Consider the following 21,515-nt stretch of genomic DNA (forward strand, 5'->3'; position numbering starts at 1 on the left):
TGGCGGGGATGTGTCGTACTCCACACTGGGTCCGGTGCCCGAGTCCTCGGAGCGCAGGCCGTCGACTCTCCGCTCCCGAAGTGCCGCTGCCGCACAGCTTCAGCAGCGATCATCCTGGAGGTCGCCCCCGTGCAGACCCAGACCCTCACCCAGACCGACAGCGCCGCCCGTGCCACCAGTACCACCGGCACGACCTCGGACGAGCCGGACGCAGAGCTGGATGTCCTCGTGGCCGTGCCCCCGCAGAGCCGAGCCGTCCGCCACCCGGAGGCGGTGCCCGCCGAGCCGGCGGAACCACCGGCGGACGCGCTCGTGGACGAGCCCGAGGAGGACGGCGAACCGCTGGAGGCCGCCGAGCCCGTCGAGCCCGTCGAGACACGGGTCTCAGCCCGGGCCGAGACCGGCGGCCCCTCGGCCGACCTGTTCCGCCAGTACCTGCGCGAGATCGGCCGTATCCCGCTGCTCACCGCCGCCGAGGAGGTCGAACTCGCCCGCCGGGTCGAGGCCGGCCTGTTCGCCGAGGAGAAGCTGAGCAACACCCCTGATCTGGACACCGAGTTGGGGCTCGACCTGGACCGGCTCGTGGTCATGGGGCGCATGGCCAAGCGGCGGCTCATCGAGGCCAACCTACGGCTCGTGGTCTCCGTCGCCAAGCGGTACGTCGGGCGCGGCCTGACCATGCTCGACCTCGTGCAGGAGGGCAATCTCGGGCTGATCCGGGCGGTGGAGAAGTTCGACTACGCCCGCGGCTACAAGTTCTCGACGTACGCCACCTGGTGGATCCGCCAGGCCATGTCCCGGGCCCTGGCCGACCAGGCCCGCACCATCCGCGTGCCGGTGCACGTGGTCGAGCTGATCAACCGGGTCGTGCGCGTCCAGCGGCGGATGCTGCAGGAGCGGGGGTACGAGCCGACGCCCGAAGAGGTCGCCGCGCACCTCGAGCTGCCGCCCGAGCGGGTCTCCGAGGTACTGCGCCTGGCCCAGGAGCCGGTCTCGCTGCACGCCCCGGTCGGCGAGGAGGACGACGTGGCCCTCGGCGACCTGATCGAGGACGGGGATGCCGCATCGCCGGTCGAGTCGGCGGCGTTCCTGCTGCTCAGGGAGCATCTGGAGGCCGTGCTGTCCACGCTGGGCGAGCGGGAGCGGAAGGTCGTACAGCTCCGCTACGGCCTCATCGACGGCCGGCCCCGCACGCTGGAGGAGATAGGCCGGCTGTTCGGGGTGACCCGGGAGCGGATACGGCAGATCGAGTCCAAGACCCTCAACAAGCTCCGGGACCACGCCTTCGCGGACCAGTTGAGGGGTTATCTGGACTGAAGGGCTGGACTGAAGGGGCTGCACTGGAAGAGCTGGACCGAGGGGGGCCGCCTGCCGGCGGCCCCCCGCGCGGCTAGTCCACCTCCGCAACAGCCTGCGCGAACTGGGCCTTGTACAGCCGCGCATACGCACCGTCGGCCGCCAGCAGCTCCGCGTGCGCGCCCTGTTCGACGATCGACCCGTTCTCCATGACGAGAATCGTGTCGGCGTCCCGGATCGTCGACAGCCGGTGCGCGATCACGAACGACGTCCGCCCCGCCGCCAGCTTGGCCATCGCCTTCTGGATCAGCACCTCGGTCCGGGTGTCGACCGAACTCGTCGCCTCGTCCAGCACCAGGATCGTCGGGTCGGACAGGAACGCCCGCGCGATGGTGATGAGCTGCTTCTCACCCGCGCTGACGCCCGTGCCCTCGTCGTCGATCACGGTGTCGTACCCGTCGGGGAGGGTGCGGACGAACCGGTCGGCATGGGCCGCCCGTGCCGCCTCCTCGATCTCCCCGCGGGTGACCTCCCGGGACGCCCCGTACGCGATGTTCTCCGCGATCGTGCCGCCGAACAGCCAGGTGTCCTGCAGCACCATGCCGATCCCGGACCGGAGTTCGTCGCGGGACATCTTCCGGATGTCGACGTCGTCGAGGGTGATCCGGCCGCCCGACACGTCGTAGAACCGCATCAGCAGGTTGACCAGCGTGGTCTTGCCCGCACCCGTCGGACCGACGATCGCCACCGTGTGACCGGGCTCCACCGTGAGGGAGAGGTCCTCGATCAGCGGCTTCTCCGGGTCGTACCGGAAGGACACGTGCTCCAGCCGGACCCGGCCGCGCAGCTCCGCCGGCCGCTCGCCCGGCACCGGATCCGCCTCCTGCTCCTCCGCGTCGAGGAGTTCGAAGATCCGCTCGGCCGAGGCGACACCGGACTGCACCAGGTTCGCCATCGACGCGACCTGCGTCAGCGGCATGGAGAACTGCCGCGAGTACTGGATGAAGGCCTGGACGTCACCGATGGACAGCGACCCGGAGGCCACGCGCAGGCCGCCCACGACCGCCACCAGCACATAGTTCAGGTTCGACACGAACATCATCAGCGGCTGCATGATCCCGCTGTTGAACTGCGCCTTGAACCCGGCCTCGTACAGCGCCTCGTTCTGCTCGGCGAACTGCTTCGCCGACTCCGCCTGCCGGCCGAACACCTTCACCAGGGTGTGCCCGGTGTACATCTCCTCGACGTGGGCGTTCAGCTTGCCGGTGGAGCGCCACTGCTGCACGAAGTGCGGCTGCGACCGCTTGCCGACCCGAGTGGCCACCACGAACGACAGCGGCACGGTGACCAGCGCGACCAGCGCGAGGATCCAGGAGACGTAGAACATCATCACGAGCACGCCGATGATGGTCAGCAGCGAGTTGATGAGCTGGCCCATCGACTGCTGGAGCGTCTGCCCGATGTTGTCGATGTCGTTGGTCGCGCGGGACAGCACCTCGCCGCGCTGGCGCTTGTCGAAGTACGACAGCGGCAGCCGCGACAGCTTCGCCTGCACGGACTCGCGCATCCGGTACATCGTGCGGTTCACGGCCCGGTTGACCAGCCGGGTGGCCACCGCCATCAGCAGGCCGGCGACCATGAACGTACAGAGCGCGAGCAGCAGGACGTTCCCGACGGCACCGAAGTCGATGCCCTTGCCGGGCGTGAAGTCGGTGCTCTTGAGCATGTCCGCGATGGTGCCCTGGCCGTGGGCCCGCATCTGGTCGAGGACCTGCTGCTTGGTGGTGCCGGCCGGCATCTGCCGGCCGATGATGCCGGAGAAGACCAGGTCGGTGGCCCTGCCGAGGATCTTCGGGCCGATCACGCTCAGGGTCACGCTGACGACCACGCACAGCAGCAGGCCGTAGATGGTGAGCCGTTCCGGTCTGAACTGGGAGACGAGCCGTTTGCCCGATCCCTTGAAGTCCATCGAGCGCTGGTCGGGGCCGCCCCCGGCCATCATGCGTCCCATGGGCCCGGCCATCAGGCAGCCTCCGCTTCCGTCAGCTGGGAGAGCACGATCTCCCGGTAGGTCTCATTGGCCGCCATCAGCTCCCGGTGCCGGCCGGAGCCGACCACGCGGCCCTCGTCCAGCACGATGATCCGGTCGGCTTCCCGGATGGTCGCCACCCGCTGGGCGACGATGACGACGGTCGCCTCGGCGGTCTCGCGGGCGAGCGCGGTGCGCAGGGCCGCGTCGGTGGCGTAGTCGAGCGCGGAGAAGGAGTCGTCGAAGAGGTAGATCTCGGGACGCTGGACCAGGGTGCGGGCGATGGCGAGCCGCTGGCGCTGGCCGCCGGAGACGTTCGTACCGCCCTGGGCGATCGGCGCGTCCAGGCCGCCCTCCAGCTTGCTCACGAAGTCCTTGGCCTGCGCCACCTCCAGCGCGTGCCACAGCTCCTCGTCGGTGGCGTCCGGATTGCCGTAGCGCAGGTTGGTCGCGACCGTCCCCGCGAACAGGTACGGCTTCTGCGGCACCAGCCCGACCGTCTTCGCGAGCAGCCTCGGCTCGACCCGCTGGACGTCGACGCCGTCGACCAGCACCTCGCCCTCGGTGGCGTCGAACAGCCGCGGGACCAGCCCGAGCAGCGTCGACTTGCCGCTGCCGGTGGAGCCGATCACGGCGGTCGTCTCACCGGGCCGGGCCACCAGGTCGATGGACTTCAGCACCGGCTCCTCGGCACCCGGATAGCGGAAGCCCGCCCCACGGATCTCCAGATGCCCGTGCCGGCGCAGCTCGGTGACCGGTGCGGCCGGCGGCACCACGCTGGAGTCGGTCCCGAGGACCTCCTCGATGCGCTCCGCGCACACCTCCGCGCGCGGCACCATCATGAACATGAAGGTGGCCATCATCACGGACATGACGATCTGCATCAGATAGGCGAGGAACGCGGTCAGGTCACCGATCTGCATCCCGCCGCTGTCGATGCGGTGGGCGCCGAACCACACGACCGCGATCGACGACAGGTTCACCACCGTCATGACGATCGGGAACATCAGCGCGAGCATCCGGCCGGTGGCCAGCTGCATCTCGGTGAGATCGCCGTTGGCCTTCCCGAACCGGCCCTGCTCGTACTCGTCGCGCACGAAGGCGCGGATCACCCGGTTGCCGGTGATCTGCTCGCGCAGCACCCGGTTCACCGTGTCCAGGCGGACCTGCATCGACCGGAACAGCGGCCGCAGCCGGCGCACGATCAGGGTGACGCAGATGGCCAGCACCGGCACGACGGCGACCAGCACGCCGGACAGCGGCACGTCCAGGCCGAGTGCCAGGACGATGCCGCCCACGCACATGATGGGCGCCGACACCATCAGGGTGAACGTCATCAGGGCCAGCATCTGGACCTGCTGTACGTCATTCGTCGTACGCGTGATGAGCGAGGGCGCCCCGAAGTGACCCACCTCGCGCGCGGAGAAGGACTGCACCCGGTCGAAGACGGCACCGCGCACGTCCCGGCCGAGCGCGGAGGCGGTCCGCGCACCGAAGTACACGGCGCCCATGTTGCAGACGACCTGGGCCAGCGAGATGCCGATCATCAGGGCGCCGAAGGACAGGATGTAATCCGTGTCACCCTTCACGACACCGTTGTCGATGATGTGCGCGTTCAACGTGGGCAGGTAGAGGGTGGCGCAAGTCTGCAGGAACTGCAGCAGCACCAGGAGGGCTATGGGTTTCTTGTAGGGCCTGAGATAGGTCCGCAGGAGTCGTATGAGCACGCTTGGTCTCTCGGAGTCGGCGGGTGGGGGCTGATCGGTTGCCCTTGGCCCCTATCGTCGGACACTCCACCCGCGTTACCTCAACCGATTAACCCGCGAACAGGCCCCTTGAGCTGAGAGCGGAATGCTCCCGCGCCGAGCCGAGAGCGGGGACGCTTCCGGGGTGAGCCGAGAGCGGGAAGCTTCCGGGCCGAGCTAGGAGCGGGATGCTTCCGGGGTGAGCTAGGAGCGGGACGCTTCCGGGTCGAGCTAGGAGCGGGACGCTTCCGGGCGGAGCCGAGAGTGGGACGCTCCCGGGGCGAGCTAGGAGCGGAGGCGCTCTCGGGCCGTGTTAGGAGCGGAGCGCTCCCGGGGTGAGCCAGGAGCGGGACGCTTCCGGGGTGAGCCGAGAGCGGAATGCTCCCGGGCCGAGCCGAGAGCGGGGGCCCTTCCGGGGGGAGCCGAGAGTGGGACGCTTCCGGCCGAGCTAGGAGCGGAACGCTCCCGGGTGGGTCTGTTCGCGCACCGCCGTGAACTGCTGCCGCACCGCCTGCCCCACGGCCAGCTCGTCTCCCGGCTCCAGCACCTGCGCCGCCGCGCCCTGCCAGGCCGGCGGTGTGCGCGGATCGAGTGTGCCCTGCGACACACCGAGCGCCCAGGCCGCCTGCCGGGCCGCGCCGATCGCCGCGTAGTCCGCGGGCTGCGGTACGACGACCTGCGCGCCGAACAGCGAGGGCGCCGAGGCCTGTACGGCGGGCAACTCTGCGGCCGGGCCGAGCAGGAAGATCCGCCGCACGTCCACGCCCCGCCCGCGCAGCACGTCCAGCGCGTCGCCGAGCCCGCACAGCATGCCCTCGAACGCGGCCCGCGCCAGGTGCTCGGGCTTCATCGACTCGCGCCGCAGGCCCGCGAGCGTCCCGGCGGTGTGCGGCAGGTTCGGCGTCCGCTCACCCTCCAGATAGGGGAGCAGGACGAGTCCGTGGGCGCCAGGCGTGGACTTCATCGCCAGCTCGGACAGGCTCTCCAGGTCCGCCAGTCCGAGGAGTTCGGCGGTCCCGCGCAGGGTCCGCACGGCGTTGAGCGTGGTCACGACCGGCAGGTGCATGCCGGTGGCGTCGGCGAGCGAGGTGATCATCCCGGACTGGTCGGCGAGCGCCTCGGGGTGCACGGCCATCACGGACCCGGACGCCCCGAGGGACACGACCGCGTCCCCCAGCCCGATCCCGAGCCCGAACGCGGCGGCCATGGTCTCCCCGGTGCCGGCGGAGATCAGCAGCCCCTCCGGCGTCGTACCGGCCGCGTCCGACGGGCCGATCACCTCGGGCAGCATCGCCTGGTGGCCGAGCGCCAGCTCGACCAGGTCGGGCCGGTAGGCGCCGGTCCCGGCCGACCAGTACCCGGTGCCGGAGGCGCCACCGCGATCGGTGGTCCTGCGTACCGGCCGCCCGAGCAACTGCCAGACCAGCCAGTCGTGCGCCTGGAGCAGTACGGCCGTCCTGCGGGCGTTCTCCGGCTCGGTCTTCGCGAGCCAGCGCAGCTTGGTGACCGGCTGTGCGGCGGACGGCACGCACCCGACGGCCTGCGCCCAGGCCTCCCGGCCGCCGAGCGCGTCGACGAGATCCGCCGCCGCGACCTGCGCCCGCTTGTCGCCGCCGGCCAGCGCCGGGCGCACGGTGTTGCCCTGGGCGTCCAGCGGGACCAGGGCGTTCTGCTGGGCCGACACGCCGATGGCCTGCACGCCCTCCAGCAGGCCGCCGCCGGCCGCCTCGCCGAGGGAGAGCAGCCAGGCCTGCGGGTCCACGTCGCTGGGCCGGCCCTCCACCGGATGCGGGGCGTATCCCTGCCGCAGTACGGCACCGGTGTCCATGTCGCAGACGACGATGCGTGTGAATTCCGGTGAGCTGTCCAAGCCGGCGACTATCCCCATGCCCTGAATTTTGCAGCATCCCTGCGGTTACGGGAGCCGAGGGCGCCGAAGGGGGGTGGGGACACTGCGTGTGGGCGGGTGCGTGGGTCGGCGGGTGCGGGTCGTGCGTGGCTCGTCGCGCAGTCCCCGTGCCCCTGGGTGGTTCCGCTGGGTGGGTCCGCGCTCCCGTGCGCCGAAAAGTCCCGTTACGTGTTGCTGGTGCCCCAGTCGTCCTCGGGGGTGCCGTTGAGGTTCCGCTCCCGCAGGGACCTCACGCGCTGGGCCACCGTCTCCGGAACCCGGTCGCCGACCCGGTCGCTGACCGTGTGGAAGGCCCTGCCGGCGTACTGGCGGCCCTGCTGGGCGGCGGTCTCGGCCGTGTTGCGGACGGCCGGGTTCTGCGCGATCCGCTGAGCGGACTTCTTCAGCTGCTCGTAGCGCTCGCGTCCGGCCCTCGTGCCGAGTACGTAACCGAGGGCCAGTCCGGCGACGAACGTGAGCCGGTAGCGCATGGCTGCCACCCTTCCCTTGCCTTGGTCTGCGGTGCGACGTGGGCGCCGGGGGGAACCGATTGGCGGACCACCCCCCTGCTTGCGCTAATGTATGTGTCGCAGCGAGCGAGCGCCCCCTGGCGAATACCCAGGGAGGTACGTTCGATGCAATCGAGGCGATCCTCCGTAGCTCAATTGGCAGAGCAGCCGGCTGTTAACCGGCAGGTTACTGGTTCGAGTCCAGTCGGGGGAGCTTCGGTCCTCCGTAGCTCAATTGGCAGAGCAGCCGGCTGTTAACCGGCAGGTTACTGGTTCGAGTCCAGTCGGGGGAGCGCACTGAACGAGGGCCCCTTGGGGGTCCTTTTTCATGCCCGGGGGAACCGCCGTGCCTGCGCCGAAGTCCTCAAGGTCATGAGCAGCACGGAAGCCGACCATCCGAAGCAGGAGATCGTATGAGCGGCTATGCTGCGGCAACAGGCGCGCACACTTGTACGCGACACGCCGCTATGGGGCGGTAGCTCAGCCGGTTAGAGCAGCGGACTCATAATCCGTCGGCCGTGGGTTCGAGTCCCACCCGCCCCACCAGGCACCGCAGATGCAGAACCGTTTCTATCTGCGGAATCGTGAGAACGGGCGCTGCCGCACCAGCGTGGCGGCGTCCGTTCACTTACTCGGATCAAGATCCAGGGGACGCCCAGGGGACTCGGTTGGGCGACATCCGAGGCACAGCCGAAACAGGTCGTATCGTCTGATGGCGCCGTGCCCCGGAGTACCCGTAGTCCGCTGCCGGCTCGGCCACCGCTACGAACAGGCCGAACAGTTGGGTGCTGTGCGTCGGCGGAGGCGTCGCCCTTCCCATTCGAGGGATGCCGGCCCCGCCGCGCGAGCCGGCACTGAACGGCCTCGCCCCAGCGTCACCCGCTCTTCGGGACGGGTGATGGTTCTTCGGACCGTGTCAGTAGTGGTACCGAGCCCGGACGATGATCAACTCATCGTCGGCCGGCTTGTACACGAGCCGGTGCGTGTCGTCGATTCTCCGAGACCAGTAGCCCGGGAACTGCGTCTCGACGACGATCAGTGGGTCCACCTGTACGAGCTCGCGGCCAAGAGCGATACCGTCCGACCGCGCCGCAGACCGCGCCCCAAGGTCCAGCCGCAGTTGCAGCGCATGCTCAACGTGTGCCTTCGGCACTGCCGCAATCCCCGGCTGCTGCCGGGGCTCAGCGGCTCGATGCCGTCGACGGGCGGCATGTGACTGGCACCGGACCCAGAGTCCCCCGGTCCGCGCAGGGGACGGACGGGCCGCTGTGGGCCGCCATACTGCGCGCATGGAACGCATAGGGGGATACCTCGTTGAGCGGAAGCTCGGTGAGGGAGGGATGGGGGCCGTCTTTATCGCGCGCACGCGTGGCGGTCGTGCGGTCGCGCCGAAGGTCGCCGAGGCGGAGCTGGCGGCGGACCCCTCCTTCCGTGAGCGGCTCCGCAGCGAGGTCGAGGCGGCCCGTGCGGTCGGCGGTTTCCACCCGGCTCCCGTGGTGGACGCGGACGTCGACGGTGAGCCGCCGTGGCTCGCGACCGCCTGGACCACCTACATCCCCGGACCGAGCCTCGCGGCCCGGCTCGCTGCCCAGGGCGCGATGGACGAGCCGCAGCTGCGGGCGCTGGCCGCCGCGCTCGCCGAGGCGCTGGAGTCCATCCACTCCTGCGGTCTGGTGCACCGCGACATCAAGCCCGGCAACATCATCATGGCCGAGGACGGGCCGCGCGTCCTCGACTTCGGAATCGCCCGGGCCGTCGAGTCCACCCGCCTCACCGCCACCGGCACCGCCTTCGGCACGCCCGGCTTCCTCGCTCCCGAGCAGGCCCTCGGCCACGATGTGACCGGCGCCGCCGACGTGTTCGCCCTCGGTGCCGTCCTGGCCGCCGCGACAGGCGGCAGCGCCTGGGGCGAGGGCACGCCGATGGGGCTGATGTACCGCTCCGTCCACGAGCCGCCGAACGTGTCCGCCGTACCCGCCGCGCTGGTGGACCTGGTGTCGGCGTGCCTGGCGACGGATCCCGCGGCCCGGCCGACGCCCACCGAGGTGCTGGACCGGCTGACGGCGCTGCCGCAGTACCCGGCCCAGCCGGCCGTCCCGTCGCACACCCCGACGCTCGCCGCACCCGCGCAGCCCTTGACGCCCCCACAGATCCCGGCAACGCCCTGGACGCCCCCGCACTTCCCCGCGACCCCTACAGCGTCCCCGCACATGCCCTCGACCCCCTCGACCCCCTCGTACTTCCCCGCGGCCTCCTCGACGCCCCCACACATGCTGCCCGCGCCGTCCGCGGCTCCGCCGCAGGTCCCGTACGGGTTCGGGCCGCCGATGCCGTACGGCGCACCGGAGGCCGTGCTCGCCGACCGGGAGTCCGGCATCGTCGTCGACGCGACCGGGGGTGCTCTTCGAAATCGCCGGTGCGGCCGCCGACTTCGAATGGGCGGAGATCGCCCGTGTCAGCCGTACGCCCTCGGCACGCGGCAACCGGCTCACGGTGACGGTGCAGTTGTGGGACGGCGGCGTGTACTCCTGCGAGCTGAACGCCCGTCGGCCGGCCCGGCTCGCCGAGTGGATCGCCCACCTCGACCACGTCCTCGGCCAGCACCTGGCCGGCCGGCAGCCGTTCAGGAGCGAAGACCTGGCCCGTACTTGGCTTGGGCATGCCCAGTGCTGGGCACGGACCTCCTACCGGGAGCCGCCGGGGGGCGGCGCCGGCAGGAGGAGGGCGTCATGGACCGTCGGATCAGAGTGCGTGTCAGTCGTCGGCCCGCCGCCCCGCGCGGCCAGGAGATCGACCGCAGGACGCCTTCGGGGCGCATCCTGCCGTACTGACCACCGCTCACACCCAGCCGCCGGGCGTCACCACGCCCGGTGCGTTTTTTGACGCCGAGCGCGCCCTGAACGACCGAAACGCCCAGCGGCCCGGGAACTCCGGTGCCGCTGGGCGTCGTTGTGCTCGTGTGACCGTTCTTCCGCCGCAGGATCAGGAAGCCCGCGCCGTGTGTGCCGCGCGGGTCACCTCGGGCAGCGGGTCGGCGCGGCGGGCTACGTCGAGCAGGGCGTGCAGCGTGCGCTCGCCCGGCCCCAGCCGCGGACGCCACTGGGCCACGATGCTGACCGGGCGGATCCGCTCGGCCAGCCGCAGCTCGACCAGCTCGCCCTCCTGCAGCTCCCGGGTGACCGCCAGCTCCGGCAGCAGCGAGACCCCGTGCCCGTGCCCGGTGAGCCGCAGCAGCGCCGACAACGACCCCTGGATCATCGCCAGTTGGGCCCCGGCCAGCAGATCACGGCCGAAGCGGTCCACCAGCATCTCCGAGGTGCACCCGGGCTCGGCCACCAGGAAGTCGTACTGTCACCGGTCGGCTCGTGGCCCGCTACGGCCCCCGTCCGATCCTGCTGACCGGCATGTCCGCCTCCGTCGTCGCCGGTGTGCTGCTGGCCTTCTGCATCGGCCACCACCCGCCGCTGCCGCTGATCATCGCCGCCGAGCTGGCGCTCGCCGCCACCGGAACCCTGTCCATCCCGGGCGCCGCTGCCGCGATGGCCGTCTCGGCACCGCCCGAGTACGCCGCCACCAGCCAGGGCGCGCTCAACGGCATCCGGCAGGCGGGCTCGGCGCTGGGCATCGCGGTGCTCGGCACCCTCGGCGCGCTCACCACCTCCGGCTACGTCCTCATCGGCATCGGCCTGCTGGCCGTGCTGCTGGTGGCCAGGGCGACGGCCAGGCCCAGCGCCTGACGCGCGGTCACCGACGCTCACAGACCGACGCCCCGGGTAGTCCCCCGTCCCGGGGCGTCATGGAGCTTGCCCGGGGCGCGGGCACCAGCGGCTCCGCGGCATTCCCCGAGGGAGCCGTGCACGCCCGGAACGACTACGGGACACGGGACTTCGGCGGCGCCGCCCCGCCCGAGGGGGAGCGTCACCGCTACGTGTTCACGGTCCACGCGGTGGACCAGGAGCGGCTCGGCCCCGGTCCCGACGCCTCACCCGCGGTGGTCGGTTTCCATCTGCGCTTCCACACCCTGGCCCGCGCCCACCTGATCGCCGAGTACGCCGCCCCGTCCGCAACGAACGCGGCCTGACCCACTTCACCGCGGCGCCCGCAGAGGGGGGACGGGGTCGTCCGGCACGTGCTGCCGGCCCGGCTCAGGCGGCCAGCGGGTTCAGGACCAGGGGCTCGACCCGGCCCTCCAGCATGGCGCCGAGGCCCTCGGCCGCGCAGATGTCGGGCCGGTCGGCGATGTGCACCGGCATACCGGTGGCCTCCCGCAGCATCTGGTCGAAGCCGGGCAGCAGTGCCGAGCCGCCGACCATCGTGATCCCGCGGTCGGCGAGGTCGGCGACCAGGTCGGGCGGGCAGTCGCGGAGCACCTTGCCGATGCCGTCGAGGACGGCGGTCAGCGGGGTCTGGATCGCCTCCCGCACGGTCGCGGTGTCGACGCGCACGCTGCGGGCCAGCCCGGTGGCCACGTCCCGGCCGTGGATCTCCGTGGTCTCCGGGCCCTGGGGGGTCAGCCCGTTGCCGGACAGGGCCAGTTGCAGCGGCCGTACCGACTGGCTGGGCAGCATCAGCTCGTGATCGTGCCGCAGGAGCTGCACGATCGCGTGGTCCACGGCCTCGCCGCCCACCGGGATCCGCTCGGCGGTGACGATGGACCCGAGGGAGAGGACGGCCACCTGGGTGGCGGCGGCCCCGCACACCATGATCATCGAGGCCTCGGGGCGCTCCACCGGCAGCCCGCAACCCACCGCGGCGGCGATCAGCGTGTCCACCAGCTCGACCCTCCTGGCCCCCAGCCCGACCAGCGTCTCGATGGTCGCGCGCTGGGCCAGCGGATCGGCGTCGTGCGGGGTGCAGGCCGCCGCGCGCAGCCGGAGGTTACGGCGCAGTTGACGGCGTGTCTTGTCGCCGAGCAGTTGCCGCAGCATGCGCTGGGCCATCTCGATGTCGACCACCGTGCCGCCGGAGATGGGCCGGACGACCCGGATGTACCCCGGCGTCCGTCCCGTCATCTGCTCCGCGAAGTCGCCCACTGCTATGAGCGCGCCGCTACGGGTGTTCACGGCGGCGACCGAGGGCTGGTCGACGATGAGTCCGGCGCCCTTCACATACACCCGGGTGCGGGCCGCCCCCAGGTCGACGGCGAAGTGGCAGCGGCGCAACTGCTCCAGACTGACGGTCACGGCGGATCCTCCGAGTGCACGGGCCTTGGGCGCCCGCCCGGTCGGCGGGTGTCTTCCTCTCACTGCATCGTGCGCGGGACCCGGTGGCGGGCGCCTTCTGGAGGGGGCCGGGCGGGGTGCGGCCGAACGGGGGGTTTCCTGCGGCAGTCGGTGTGTCGCGTGGTCAGGAGGGGGTTTACGGGTCTGGCAGGGGCTGGCTGGCGGGTCAGGCGCGGGTTCGCGCGGTTGGGGGGTGCGGGGCCGGCGGGGCCGGCAGTTCAGGCAGGGTTCCGCGGGGCTGGGAGGGGTCGGCCGGTCGCGTTGGGGTCGGTGGGGTTGGCAGGGGTCCGCGGGTCAGGCAGGGCCCGTCGGTCGCGCTGGGGCCGTGGGGCTGGCGGGGGTCTGCGGGGTGGCGGGGGTCCGTCGGTCATGCCGGGGCCGCGGGGCAGGCAGGGGCGCCTGGAATTCGCCCACCCACGGCCTCGCGTCAGCGTCGGTTCGTGGCCGACCGTGCAGCCGGGCACCTCCCCTCCCGAGCCGGAGGGCGCGGGGCAACCTGCCCTCGTGGAAAAGGCACCCGCCGTTCGGTGGGGGTGACCAGGAAGCCCGCCCCGGCCATCGTGCCCCCGCACTCGAGCAGGGCGTGCCAGGTGGCACCGATCAACACCCAGGCGTGGGCTCCGGCCCGGCCGCCCCTGACGCCCAGCCCGGTCTGACCACCAACCGCCCTCTGTCGCGCCCCTGGGCGATCATCAGCCGCCCCTCCGCCCCTCCGCCGCGCCCCTCGGCGATCACCGCACCGGCCGCCGCAGTCACCGTCACCCCGAACGCCGGTCACGCCCTCACCCCGAACTCCGGTCACGCCCTCACCCCGAACCCCGGCCACAACCTCGCCCTGAATTCAGGCTTCGTCACGCCCGCGTGCTCGCCGCACAGCCAAATCCCCTGCGGCGTACCGCAACTGACACGCAGCTCCTTCACCCTGGCGGGAAGCCGCCACGACGCATTCCCGCCGCCGACGGTCAACGCCCCTGCAACACACGGCACATGACACTCGTCCCAGCACGCGACACGCTCGAACCCACACGAGAAGAGGCGTGGATGACCACAGGACCAGTCAGACGCTCGGCGGCCCTGGTGGCGGTGGGGCTGTTGGGTGCCCTGCTGCCGAACGGCCCGGCCGCCGCCGCCCCGAGAACCCCCGTTCCAGACTCCGCAGCTCCCAGCGCCACCGCTCCCGGCGCCATCGCTCCCGGCGCCACCGCCCCCCGCTCCGCCGCCCCCACCACCGTCACCCTCGTCACCGGCGACAAGGTGACCGTCACCGACCTCGGGCACGGGAAGAAGACGGTCACGGTGCAGCGGCCCAAGGGGGCCACCGGAGCCGTGCGGACGCAAGCGAGCGACGGCGAGATCAGCGTCGTACCGGACGAGGCGCTGCCGTATCTGCGGGCCGGGACGCTGGACCGGCGGCTGTTCGACGTGAGCGGGCTGATCCGGCAGGGGCTGAGCGACGCCAAGGCGGACGCGACGCCGCTCATCGTGGCCTATGGCAAGGGTGCGCGGGCCGCGACCCCGGCGGGGACCGAGCGGAAGCGGAACCTGCCCAGTCTGCGTGGCGCCGCGGTCGAGGCCGGCAAGGGGCGCACCTTCTGGCGGTCGTTCACGCACCGCGACGGCGTCGCCAAGGTCTGGCTGGACGGCAGGGTGAAGGCCGACATGGCCGAGAGCAACGCCCAGATCGGCACGCAGACGGCCTGGGACGCGGGGCTCACCGGCAAGGGCGTCACGGTCGCCGTCCTCGACACCGGGGTCGACCTCGGCCACCCGGATCTCAAGGACCGGGTCAGCACCACCAAGAGCTTCATCGACGGCGAGGAGGTCGCCGACCGCAACGGGCACGGGACGCATGTGACCTCCACCGTCGGCGGCAGCGGCGCCGCCTCCGACGGCAAGGAGAAGGGAGTCGCACCCGAGGCCACCCTCGCCGTGGGCAAGGTGCTCAGCGACCAGGGCTCGGGCAGCGAGTCGCAGATCATCGCCGGGATGGAGTGGGCGGCACGGGACGTGCACGCCCGGATCGTCTCCATGAGCCTGGGCTCGACGGAGGCCAGCGACGGCACGGACCCCATGGCCCAGGCCGTGGACACCCTCTCCCAGGAGACCGGCGCGCTCTTCGTCATCGCCGCGGGCAACACCGGCGCCCCGTCCTCCATCGGCTCGCCCGGCGCCGCCGACGCCGCCCTCACCGTCGGCGCGGTCGACTCCGCCGACCAGGCGGCCTACTTCACCAGCGCCGGACCCCGCTATGGTGACAACGCTCTCAAGCCGGACATATCAGCCCCCGGCGTCGACATCCTCGCCGCCCGCTCCCAGCTCATCGACGGCAGCGGCTACTACACCTCCCTGAGCGGTACGTCCATGGCGACCCCGCACGTCGCCGGGGTCGCCGCCCTGCTCGCCCAGGAGCACCCCGACTGGACCGGCGCCCAGTTGAAGGACGCGCTGATGTCCAGCTCGAAGCAACTGGACGCGTCCGGCTACCTGCTGGGTGCCGGACGGGTCAGTGTGCCGGACGCCGTCAGGGCGAAGGTCACGGCCACCGGCAGCGCGGACCTCGGCTTCTACAGCTGGCCGTACGACCAGGACAGGCCGGTCACCCGGACGGTCGCCTACACCAACTCGTCCGACGAGCCCGTGCAGTTGAAGCTGTCCGTGACCGGCGCCCCGGACGGAGTCGCCACCCTCGCCGACACCTCCCTCACCGTCCCGGCCCACGGCACCGCGTCCACCACGGTCACCGGCGACGGATCCAAGGCGCCGGTCGGTGAGACCAGCGGGCAGATCGTGGCCCGGGACCAGGCCGGGAACACCGTCGCGCACACCGCGTTCGGACTGGTCAAGGAGGAGGAGCGGTACACCCTCACGGTCCACGTCAAGGACCGCTCCGGCGCGCCCACCGCCGCCGACCTCACCGTGCAGCGGCTCACGGCGGGCGAGGACGCCGAGCCCGCCCACGTCGGCGACTCCGGCACGCTCCGGCTGCGCCTGAAGCCCGGCACGTACTCCCTCGCCACCTTCCTCGACGTGCACGGCAGCCACGGCGCCGACTCCCTCGGCCTCGGTTTCCTCGCGGCACCCGAGATCACCCTCGACCACGACCAGGACGTCACCCTGGACGGACGGCGGCTGCGGGAGATCAAGGCCCAGGTGGACCGGCGCACCGAGACCCACCAACTCCTCATGGAGTACGACCGGCAGGCGAACGGCGCCGACCTCTTCGGCGCGGTCCAGGTGCCCCTCACCTATGACAGTGTCTTCGCCGCGCCCACGGGCAAGGTCACCCATGGCGGCTTCGAGTGCCGGACCGTGTGGCGGCTGGCCGAGCCACAGTTGCAGGTCAAGGGGGTCGGCGAGGCGACCGTCCAGTCCGGTGGCACGCTGGCCGAGGGCCGGACCAGGCTGCCGCTCGTCGACGTCGGCGACGGCCCCTTCACCGGGGTCTCCGGCAAGGCGGTGCTCGTGCATCTCGCCGACGGCGCCGACCCGGCCGCGCTCGCCCAGGCCGCCCAGGACGCCGGCGCCAGGGCGCTGTTCGTGACGGACGACGCACCCGGCCGGCTGATGGCCTGGTGGGGCACCGAGGACAACGCCGACCGGCCGCTGCAGATCGCCACGGTGAACACGGCGGACGCGGCCCGGTTGCGCGCGATGCGCTCGGTCGACATGACCGGCACGGCCGACTCGCCGTACGTGTACGACCTGTCCGAGGGCCACCGGGGCACGGTCCCCGACCGCGACCTCACCTACCGGCCGACCACGCATCAACTGGCCGCGGTTCACGTCAGGTTCCACTCACCGCAGCCGGTGAGCGGGGGCGAGTACCGCTACTCCCTGACCGACACCTTCCCGATCGGCCTCGGTTTCCAGGAGCGCCTCCACCTGCCGGGCGAGCGCACCGACTACGTCTCCACCGGACCCGGCCAGCTGTGGCACGAGTCCGTGGCGATCGGCGACGGCACCCTGGAGGAGCGTAGCGGACTGGTGCGGTACGAGGGCGGATCGCATCCGGTGCTGAACTGGTTCCGGCCCGTGTGGCACCCGTGGCTCGGCACCGGGCTCGGCTGGGGACAGCAACGCATCGGGAACCAGATCGAGTTGAACACCCCCGGCTGGGGCGACTCCGGGCCCGACCACACCGGGTTCGGCGACGTGTGGAGCGCGGACAGCGGCATGAGCCAGACCACCGCCGTCTACCTGGACGGCACGCTCGTCGACCAGGGCCATGACTCCGCCGCGTACGTCTGGGAAGCGCCCGCCGACGAGCACACGTACAAGGTCGTCACCGACACCGCGCTCGACGCGGGGCGCTGGCCGCTGGGCTCGCGGGGGCACTCCGCGTGGACGTTCCGGTCGGCTGCGACTCCGGAGGACCACTGGACCTATCTGCCGCTGATCAACCTCGCGTACGACGTCGACACCGACCTTGCGGGGACCGTGCGGGGTGGCCAGCGGATTCCGGTGGGGCTCGGGGCGTCGTACGTGGCGCAGGCCGCGGGGACCGGCACGTTGAGCGGGGGGCGGCTGGAGGTGTCGTACGACGACGGCAGCACGTGGCGGACCGTTTCGCTCAAGGGTGCGGGTGCCTCCTGGCGCGGCACGCTGACCGTGCCGCGTGGTGCGGCCTCCGTCTCGCTGCGGGCCTCGGCCCACGACGACAAGGGCGGGTCGGTGACGCAGGAGATCATCCGGGCGGTGGGGGTGAAGTAGCGCTCCGGGGGCGCGGGACGGTCGTGGCTCGGCCGCGGGTCCGTCGTGGCCGGTCGCGCAGTTCCCCGCGCCCCTTCGGGGCGCTCAGACGATGCCCCGGATCACCCCCAGCTCCACCAGATCCTGCGGCCGGATCCGTAGCTGCTCGGCGGTGGTCTCGACCTGGTCGGGCGGCCGTTTGAGTATGGCGGCCGCCTGCTCCGGGGTGATCACGGAGAAGTAACTGTCCGGCGTGGCCCAGGTGTTGTCCGGTGCGGACAGCGCCAGGGCTCCACCGGAGCCGCCCTCGCCGATGACGAGCGTGGTGATCGGGACCCGGGCGGACGCCACCGCCCCGAACAGCTCCGCGATCGCCGCGCCGGCCCCCTGCCGCTCCGCCTCGGCGTCATTGGCCGCGCCCGGAGTGTCCACCAGCGTCAGCACCGGGATGTCGAGCCGGTCCGCGAGCCGGATCAGCCGGGCGGCGGTGCGGTACCCGGCGGGCCGGGTCGCGGTTCCGGTCTGCGCGGCGAACGCGACGGTACGGCCGTCACGCTCGCCGAACCCGCACAGCATGCCGTCGGTGTCGGTACCCCCGCACCGGTCCCCGCTGATGTCGCGGCGGTGGGTGAAGCAGGCGTCCAGGTAGGCCTGCGCGCGCGGGCGTTCGGCGGAGCGTGCCCGGCGGACGGCCTCCCAGCCGGTGGCGGGCAGGTCGGGGGCGCCGAGGGCCGCCGGTGCGGGAGCCTCCTGCGCGGGGGTGGTGAGCAGCCGGAGCCACTGCCCCAGCGTCTCCCGCAGTTCCTCGGGCCGTACCACCGCGTCCGCCGACCCCACGGCCACCTGGCCTTCGGCGGTGTAGGCCGCCGGGTCGGCGTCGGGCGGGCGGACCCGGGAGCCGGCGAAGCCGACCTGCGCGCCCGGCAGGGCCAGGACGACGTCCGCTCCGGCGCCGAGCGTGGCCCAGCCGCCGCCGGTCGTCGGGTCCCGCAGCACCGCGATCTGCGGCAGGCCGGCCTCCCGGGTGAGCGCCGACTGCCGGGCCACGCGCTGGAGTTGGCTCAGCGCGAGCATGCCCTCCTGCATCCGGCTGCCCCCGGTCGCGATCAACGGCACGACCGGCAGCCGGTGTGCGCGGGCGTGGGTGTACGCCGCCTCCAGCCGGTCTCCGGTGCGCTCGCCCAGGGAGCCGCCCAGGAAGCCGAACTCGAAGGCGATCAGCACGGCCGGGGTGCCCTCGACGCTCGCGGTGCCGCAGACCACCGACTCCTCCTCGCCGGTGCGTTCGGCGGCACGGGCGCGCGAGGCGTCGTAACCCTGCCAGCCGAGGGGGCCGTCCGGCTTCGGTCTGCCCGCTGGAGAGGGCAGCTCGCTGAAGCTTCCCGCGTCCGTGACCACGGCCAGGATCTCCCGGGCCGAGTGGCGTTCAGACATCGGCCAGCGCCCGCTTCATGATCTTGCCCATGTCGTTGCGGGGCAGGGCGTCCAGGTAGCGGACGACACGGGGGCGCTTGTGCGGGGCGAGGCGCCGGGCGACATGGTCCGCCAACTCCTCGGCGGCGGGCGGTGCCTGAGGATCCGCCGGGACGATCCAGGCGACGATCCGCTCGCCCAGGTCCGCGTCCGGCTCCCCGGTGACGGCCGCCTCCCGCACGCCCGGGTGCTCCAGCAGCGCGTTCTCGATCTCGCCGGCCCCGATCTTGTACCCGCCGCTCTTGATCAGATCCGTGGCCTTGCGCCCGACGATCCGCACATAGCCGTCGGGCTCGCGGACGGCCATGTCGCCGGTGCGGAAGAACCCGTCGGCGGTGAACGCGGCGGCCGTGGCGTCGGGCCGGTTCAGATACTCGGTGAACAGGTTCGGTCCGCGCACCTGGATCTCGCCGACGCTCTCCCCGTCGTACGCGGTGATCGGCGTCCCGTCCTCCTCCACCAGCCGCAGCTCGACACCGGGCAGCGGCACGCCCACGGTGCCCGCGCGCGGCTCGCCGTCGGCCCGCACGCTGGTGTTCATCAGCGTCTCCGTCATGCCGTACCGCTCGATCACCCGCCGCCCGGTCGCCGCCGCGATCCGCTCGTGGTCGTGCACGGGCAGCGCGGCCGAGCCGGAGACCAGCAGCCGCGCCCGCCCGAGGGCCTCGGCCAGCTCCGGGTCGCCCGGCAGCGCCTCGGCGATGCGGTGGTACATCGTCGGCACCCCGAACAGCATGGTCGCGCCTGCGTTCAGCTCCCGTGCCACGCCCTCGGTGGAGAACCGCCCCAGGTGCCGGACGCTGCCGCCCCGCCGCAGCGGACCGAGGATGCCCAGCACGAGCCCGTGCACATGGAACAGCGGCAGCCCCTGCACCAGCACGTCGTCCGCCGTCCACTGCCAGGCGTCGGCGAGCGCGTCCAGCGTGCCGGCGAGGGCCCGGCGGGGCAGGACGGCACCCTTGGGCGGGCCCGTGGTGCCGGAGGTGTAGACGATCAGCGCCGCGTCCTCGTCGCCGGCCGTCTCGTCCGGTACGGCGCCGGGCCCGGCGGACGCGTCCACGTCGACCCGCTCCAACGCGCCCAGTGCATCGGGGAGTTCGGCGCCCGGCGCGGCCAGCACCAGCCTCGGCGCGCTGTCGGAGACGATGTGCGCGAGTTCCTTCTCGCCCGACCTCGGGTTCAGCGGCACCGCGGCCGCCCCGGCGAGCAGCACGCCCGTCACGGCGACGGCGGTCTCCAGCTCCGGCGTGGCCCACACGGCCACCCGGCCGGCACCGCGCAGCCGGGCGGCGAGCGCACCGGCGGCCCCGGCCAGCTCGCCGTACGTCGCCGACCGTTCGCCGAACCGCAGGGCGATCCTCCCCCAGACTTCGTCCGGGGGGACCCCCGTCTCGCTGCGCTCGCCCGGACCGTCCGTCAGAGCGGGGAAGAGGGAGGACACGCGGCGCACTCCTCACTGTCGGTTGACCGTCGCCCCCCTTCCTACACCAGGAGCCCGCTCCACGACCGTGCGACCGAGGCGGCGCCCACCCGTCTGCCGGTCCTGAACGCTTGCGACCGCGGGTGAGCGGTGGCCTGGCCACGCCACGCGGCGGAGCCGCACATTGATACAGCCCCGCGCCCCTCAGGGAGCTGCAGCGCCGCCGGCCACCTCCACGAAGTCCGCCACGACGCAGCTGACGTTGTCGGGTCCGCCCGCCGCATTGGCCTCGTCGATCAGCGACCGCACCGCGTCCTCGGCCGCGAGCAGCTCCTTGATCCGTTCCTCGGGCACCGCTTCGGTGAGCCCGTCGGAGCACAGCAGATACCGGTCCCCCTCCCGTACCTCCTGCAACCGCACATCCGGAACCGGATCCATCCCGCCGGCCAGCGCCTTGAGCAGGAGCAGCGACTCCGGTTCCACCCGGTGATCCCGGGTCATCCGGATCAACTCCCCGTCGCGCAGCAGATACGCCCGCGAGTCCCCGATGTGGGCCAGCGCGAGCCGCGCCCCCGTCCACAGCAGTGCCGTCAGCGTGGTGCCGACCTCCTGGGCGCCCTCGGCCACGTCGCACACCGCCTCACCGGCGGAGCGCACCGCGTCCTCCAGCACGCTCAGCACACCGTCCGCGGGCAGTTCCTCGGCCTCGTCCAGGTGGCGCAGCGCCTCCACCGCCGCGCTGCTCGCGGGCGCCCCCGCCGGGCCGAAGCCGTCGGCCACGGCGAGCAGCCGGCGGCCCGCGTACACGGTGTCCTGGTTGGCCGGGCGGACGAGCCCGCGGTCGGAGCGGGCGGAATAGCGAAGTTCCAGCATGATGGTGTGGTCCCTTCTCGACGCGTCGGTCAGCTGGTCCACGAGGAACGCGGCGAGATCCCGCCGGACGGCCGTCTCCGTCTCGACCCGCGCCCAGTACGCCCGGATCTCCCGCGCCGCACATGCCGGTTCCAGGGCGCACACCGCGCGGATCTCGGCAAGCGGCATGCCCAGCCGCCGTAGCCAGGCCACGAGCCGGGCCTGCCCGAGCTGCTCGACTGCGTAGTACCGGTAGCCGGTGTCCGGGTCGACCCGGACGGGCCGCAGCAACGCAAGCTCGTCGTACAGCCGCAACGCCTTCGGCGAGAGCCGGCTCGCTCTCGCGAAGGCGCCTATGGTCAGCAACTCCATGAGCACCTCGCGCTCCTCGT

11 protein-coding genes, 3 tRNA genes and 4 pseudogenes are annotated in these 21,515 nt (G+C 72.3%); 8 read left to right on the forward strand and 10 right to left on the reverse strand.

All coding sequences use genetic code 11. From position 1 onward, the window contains the following. Positions 1-8: 8 nt before the first annotated feature. A pseudogene (locus tag SRB17_RS03445) lies at positions 9-1,317 on the forward strand (RNA polymerase sigma factor). A 73-nt stretch (positions 1,318-1,390) separates the two neighbouring features. On the opposite strand, the gene SRB17_RS03450 reads toward SRB17_RS03445, so the two are convergent. The 4 genes from SRB17_RS03450 to SRB17_RS03465 all read right to left on the reverse strand — a co-directional run bounded on the left by SRB17_RS03450 (position 1,391) and on the right by SRB17_RS03465 (position 7,449). Then, the gene (locus tag SRB17_RS03450) at positions 1,391-3,319 is read right to left on the reverse strand and encodes an ABC transporter ATP-binding protein (protein ID WP_153534456.1); all 1,929 of its coding nucleotides are present in this window, start codon (positions 3,317-3,319) and stop codon (positions 1,391-1,393) included. Further along, positions 3,319-5,052 carry an ABC transporter ATP-binding protein gene (locus tag SRB17_RS03455; protein WP_323374911.1) on the reverse strand — a complete coding sequence of 578 codons (1,734 nt, stop codon included), beginning with the start codon at positions 5,050-5,052 and terminating at the stop codon, positions 3,319-3,321. The genes SRB17_RS03450 and SRB17_RS03455 overlap by 1 nt, the downstream gene beginning before the upstream one ends. A gap of 466 nt (positions 5,053-5,518) precedes the next feature. Further along, entirely contained in the window at positions 5,519-6,958 is a 1,440-nt protein-coding gene (locus SRB17_RS03460; protein ID WP_153534458.1) for an FGGY family carbohydrate kinase, read from the reverse strand. Between the two features lie 185 nt (positions 6,959-7,143). Then, on the reverse strand, positions 7,144-7,449 hold the full coding sequence (locus SRB17_RS03465; RefSeq protein WP_153534460.1) for a YtxH domain-containing protein: 306 nt from the start codon (positions 7,447-7,449) through the stop codon (positions 7,144-7,146). A gap of 159 nt (positions 7,450-7,608) precedes the next feature. On the opposite strand from SRB17_RS03465, the gene SRB17_RS03470 reads away from it, so the two are divergent. The 3 genes from SRB17_RS03470 to SRB17_RS03480 all read left to right on the forward strand — a co-directional run bounded on the left by SRB17_RS03470 (position 7,609) and on the right by SRB17_RS03480 (position 8,013). Then, positions 7,609-7,681 (forward strand) — tRNA-Asn (locus SRB17_RS03470). A 6-nt stretch (positions 7,682-7,687) separates the two neighbouring features. Continuing rightward, positions 7,688-7,760 (forward strand) — tRNA-Asn (locus tag SRB17_RS03475). 176 nt (positions 7,761-7,936) lie between these two features. Further along, a tRNA-Ile gene (locus SRB17_RS03480) sits at positions 7,937-8,013 on the forward strand. A 370-nt stretch (positions 8,014-8,383) separates the two neighbouring features. Here the strand turns inward: SRB17_RS03480 and SRB17_RS45960 are convergent. Beyond that, a pseudogene (locus SRB17_RS45960) lies at positions 8,384-8,479 on the reverse strand (type II toxin-antitoxin system YoeB family toxin); the annotation flags it as partial. 277 nt (positions 8,480-8,756) lie between these two features. Here SRB17_RS45960 and SRB17_RS03490 point away from each other — a divergent pair. Beyond that, positions 8,757-10,298: a serine/threonine-protein kinase gene (locus tag SRB17_RS03490; RefSeq protein WP_323374912.1), complete on the forward strand. Its 1,542-nt coding sequence runs from the start codon at positions 8,757-8,759 to the stop codon at positions 10,296-10,298. Positions 10,299-10,449: 151 nt separating this feature from the next. Here SRB17_RS03490 and SRB17_RS03495 read toward each other — a convergent pair whose 3' ends face one another. Then, positions 10,450-10,803: a LysR substrate-binding domain-containing protein gene (locus SRB17_RS03495; protein ID WP_323374913.1), complete on the reverse strand. Its 354-nt coding sequence runs from the start codon at positions 10,801-10,803 to the stop codon at positions 10,450-10,452. Between the two features lie 26 nt (positions 10,804-10,829). On the opposite strand from SRB17_RS03495, the pseudogene SRB17_RS03500 reads away from it, so the two are divergent. Beyond that, positions 10,830-11,204, forward strand: a pseudogene (locus tag SRB17_RS03500) (MFS transporter); the annotation flags it as partial. Positions 11,205-11,260: 56 nt separating this feature from the next. Further along, a pseudogene (locus SRB17_RS03505) lies at positions 11,261-11,548 on the forward strand (YbhB/YbcL family Raf kinase inhibitor-like protein); the annotation flags it as partial. A gap of 64 nt (positions 11,549-11,612) precedes the next feature. Here the strand turns inward: SRB17_RS03505 and SRB17_RS03510 are convergent. Continuing rightward, positions 11,613-12,650, reverse strand: a complete 1,038-nt coding sequence (locus SRB17_RS03510; RefSeq protein WP_323374914.1) for a rod shape-determining protein — start codon at positions 12,648-12,650, stop codon at positions 11,613-11,615. A 1,080-nt stretch (positions 12,651-13,730) separates the two neighbouring features. Here SRB17_RS03510 and SRB17_RS03515 point away from each other — a divergent pair. After that, positions 13,731-17,399 carry a S8 family serine peptidase gene (locus SRB17_RS03515; protein ID WP_153534462.1) on the forward strand — a complete coding sequence of 1,223 codons (3,669 nt, stop codon included), beginning with the start codon at positions 13,731-13,733 and terminating at the stop codon, positions 17,397-17,399. Positions 17,400-17,483: 84 nt separating this feature from the next. Here SRB17_RS03515 and SRB17_RS03520 read toward each other — a convergent pair whose 3' ends face one another. The 3 genes from SRB17_RS03520 to SRB17_RS03530 form a co-directional block, all read right to left on the reverse strand. Further along, complete coding sequence (locus SRB17_RS03520) at positions 17,484-18,812, reverse strand: carboxyl transferase domain-containing protein (protein WP_194293888.1); 1,329 nt, start codon at positions 18,810-18,812, stop codon at positions 17,484-17,486. Beyond that, a complete protein-coding gene (locus SRB17_RS03525; protein ID WP_323374915.1) occupies positions 18,805-20,292 on the reverse strand; it encodes an acyl-CoA synthetase in 1,488 nt (495 codons plus the stop codon). The genes SRB17_RS03520 and SRB17_RS03525 overlap by 8 nt, the downstream gene beginning before the upstream one ends. Positions 20,293-20,475: 183 nt before the next feature. Then, entirely contained in the window at positions 20,476-21,495 is a 1,020-nt protein-coding gene (locus SRB17_RS03530) for a MerR family transcriptional regulator (protein ID WP_153535681.1), read from the reverse strand. Positions 21,496-21,515: the final 20 nt, after the last annotated feature.

The organism is Streptomyces sp. RB17 (assembly GCF_009604455.1).
Classification (GTDB): domain Bacteria; phylum Actinomycetota; class Actinomycetes; order Streptomycetales; family Streptomycetaceae; genus Streptomyces.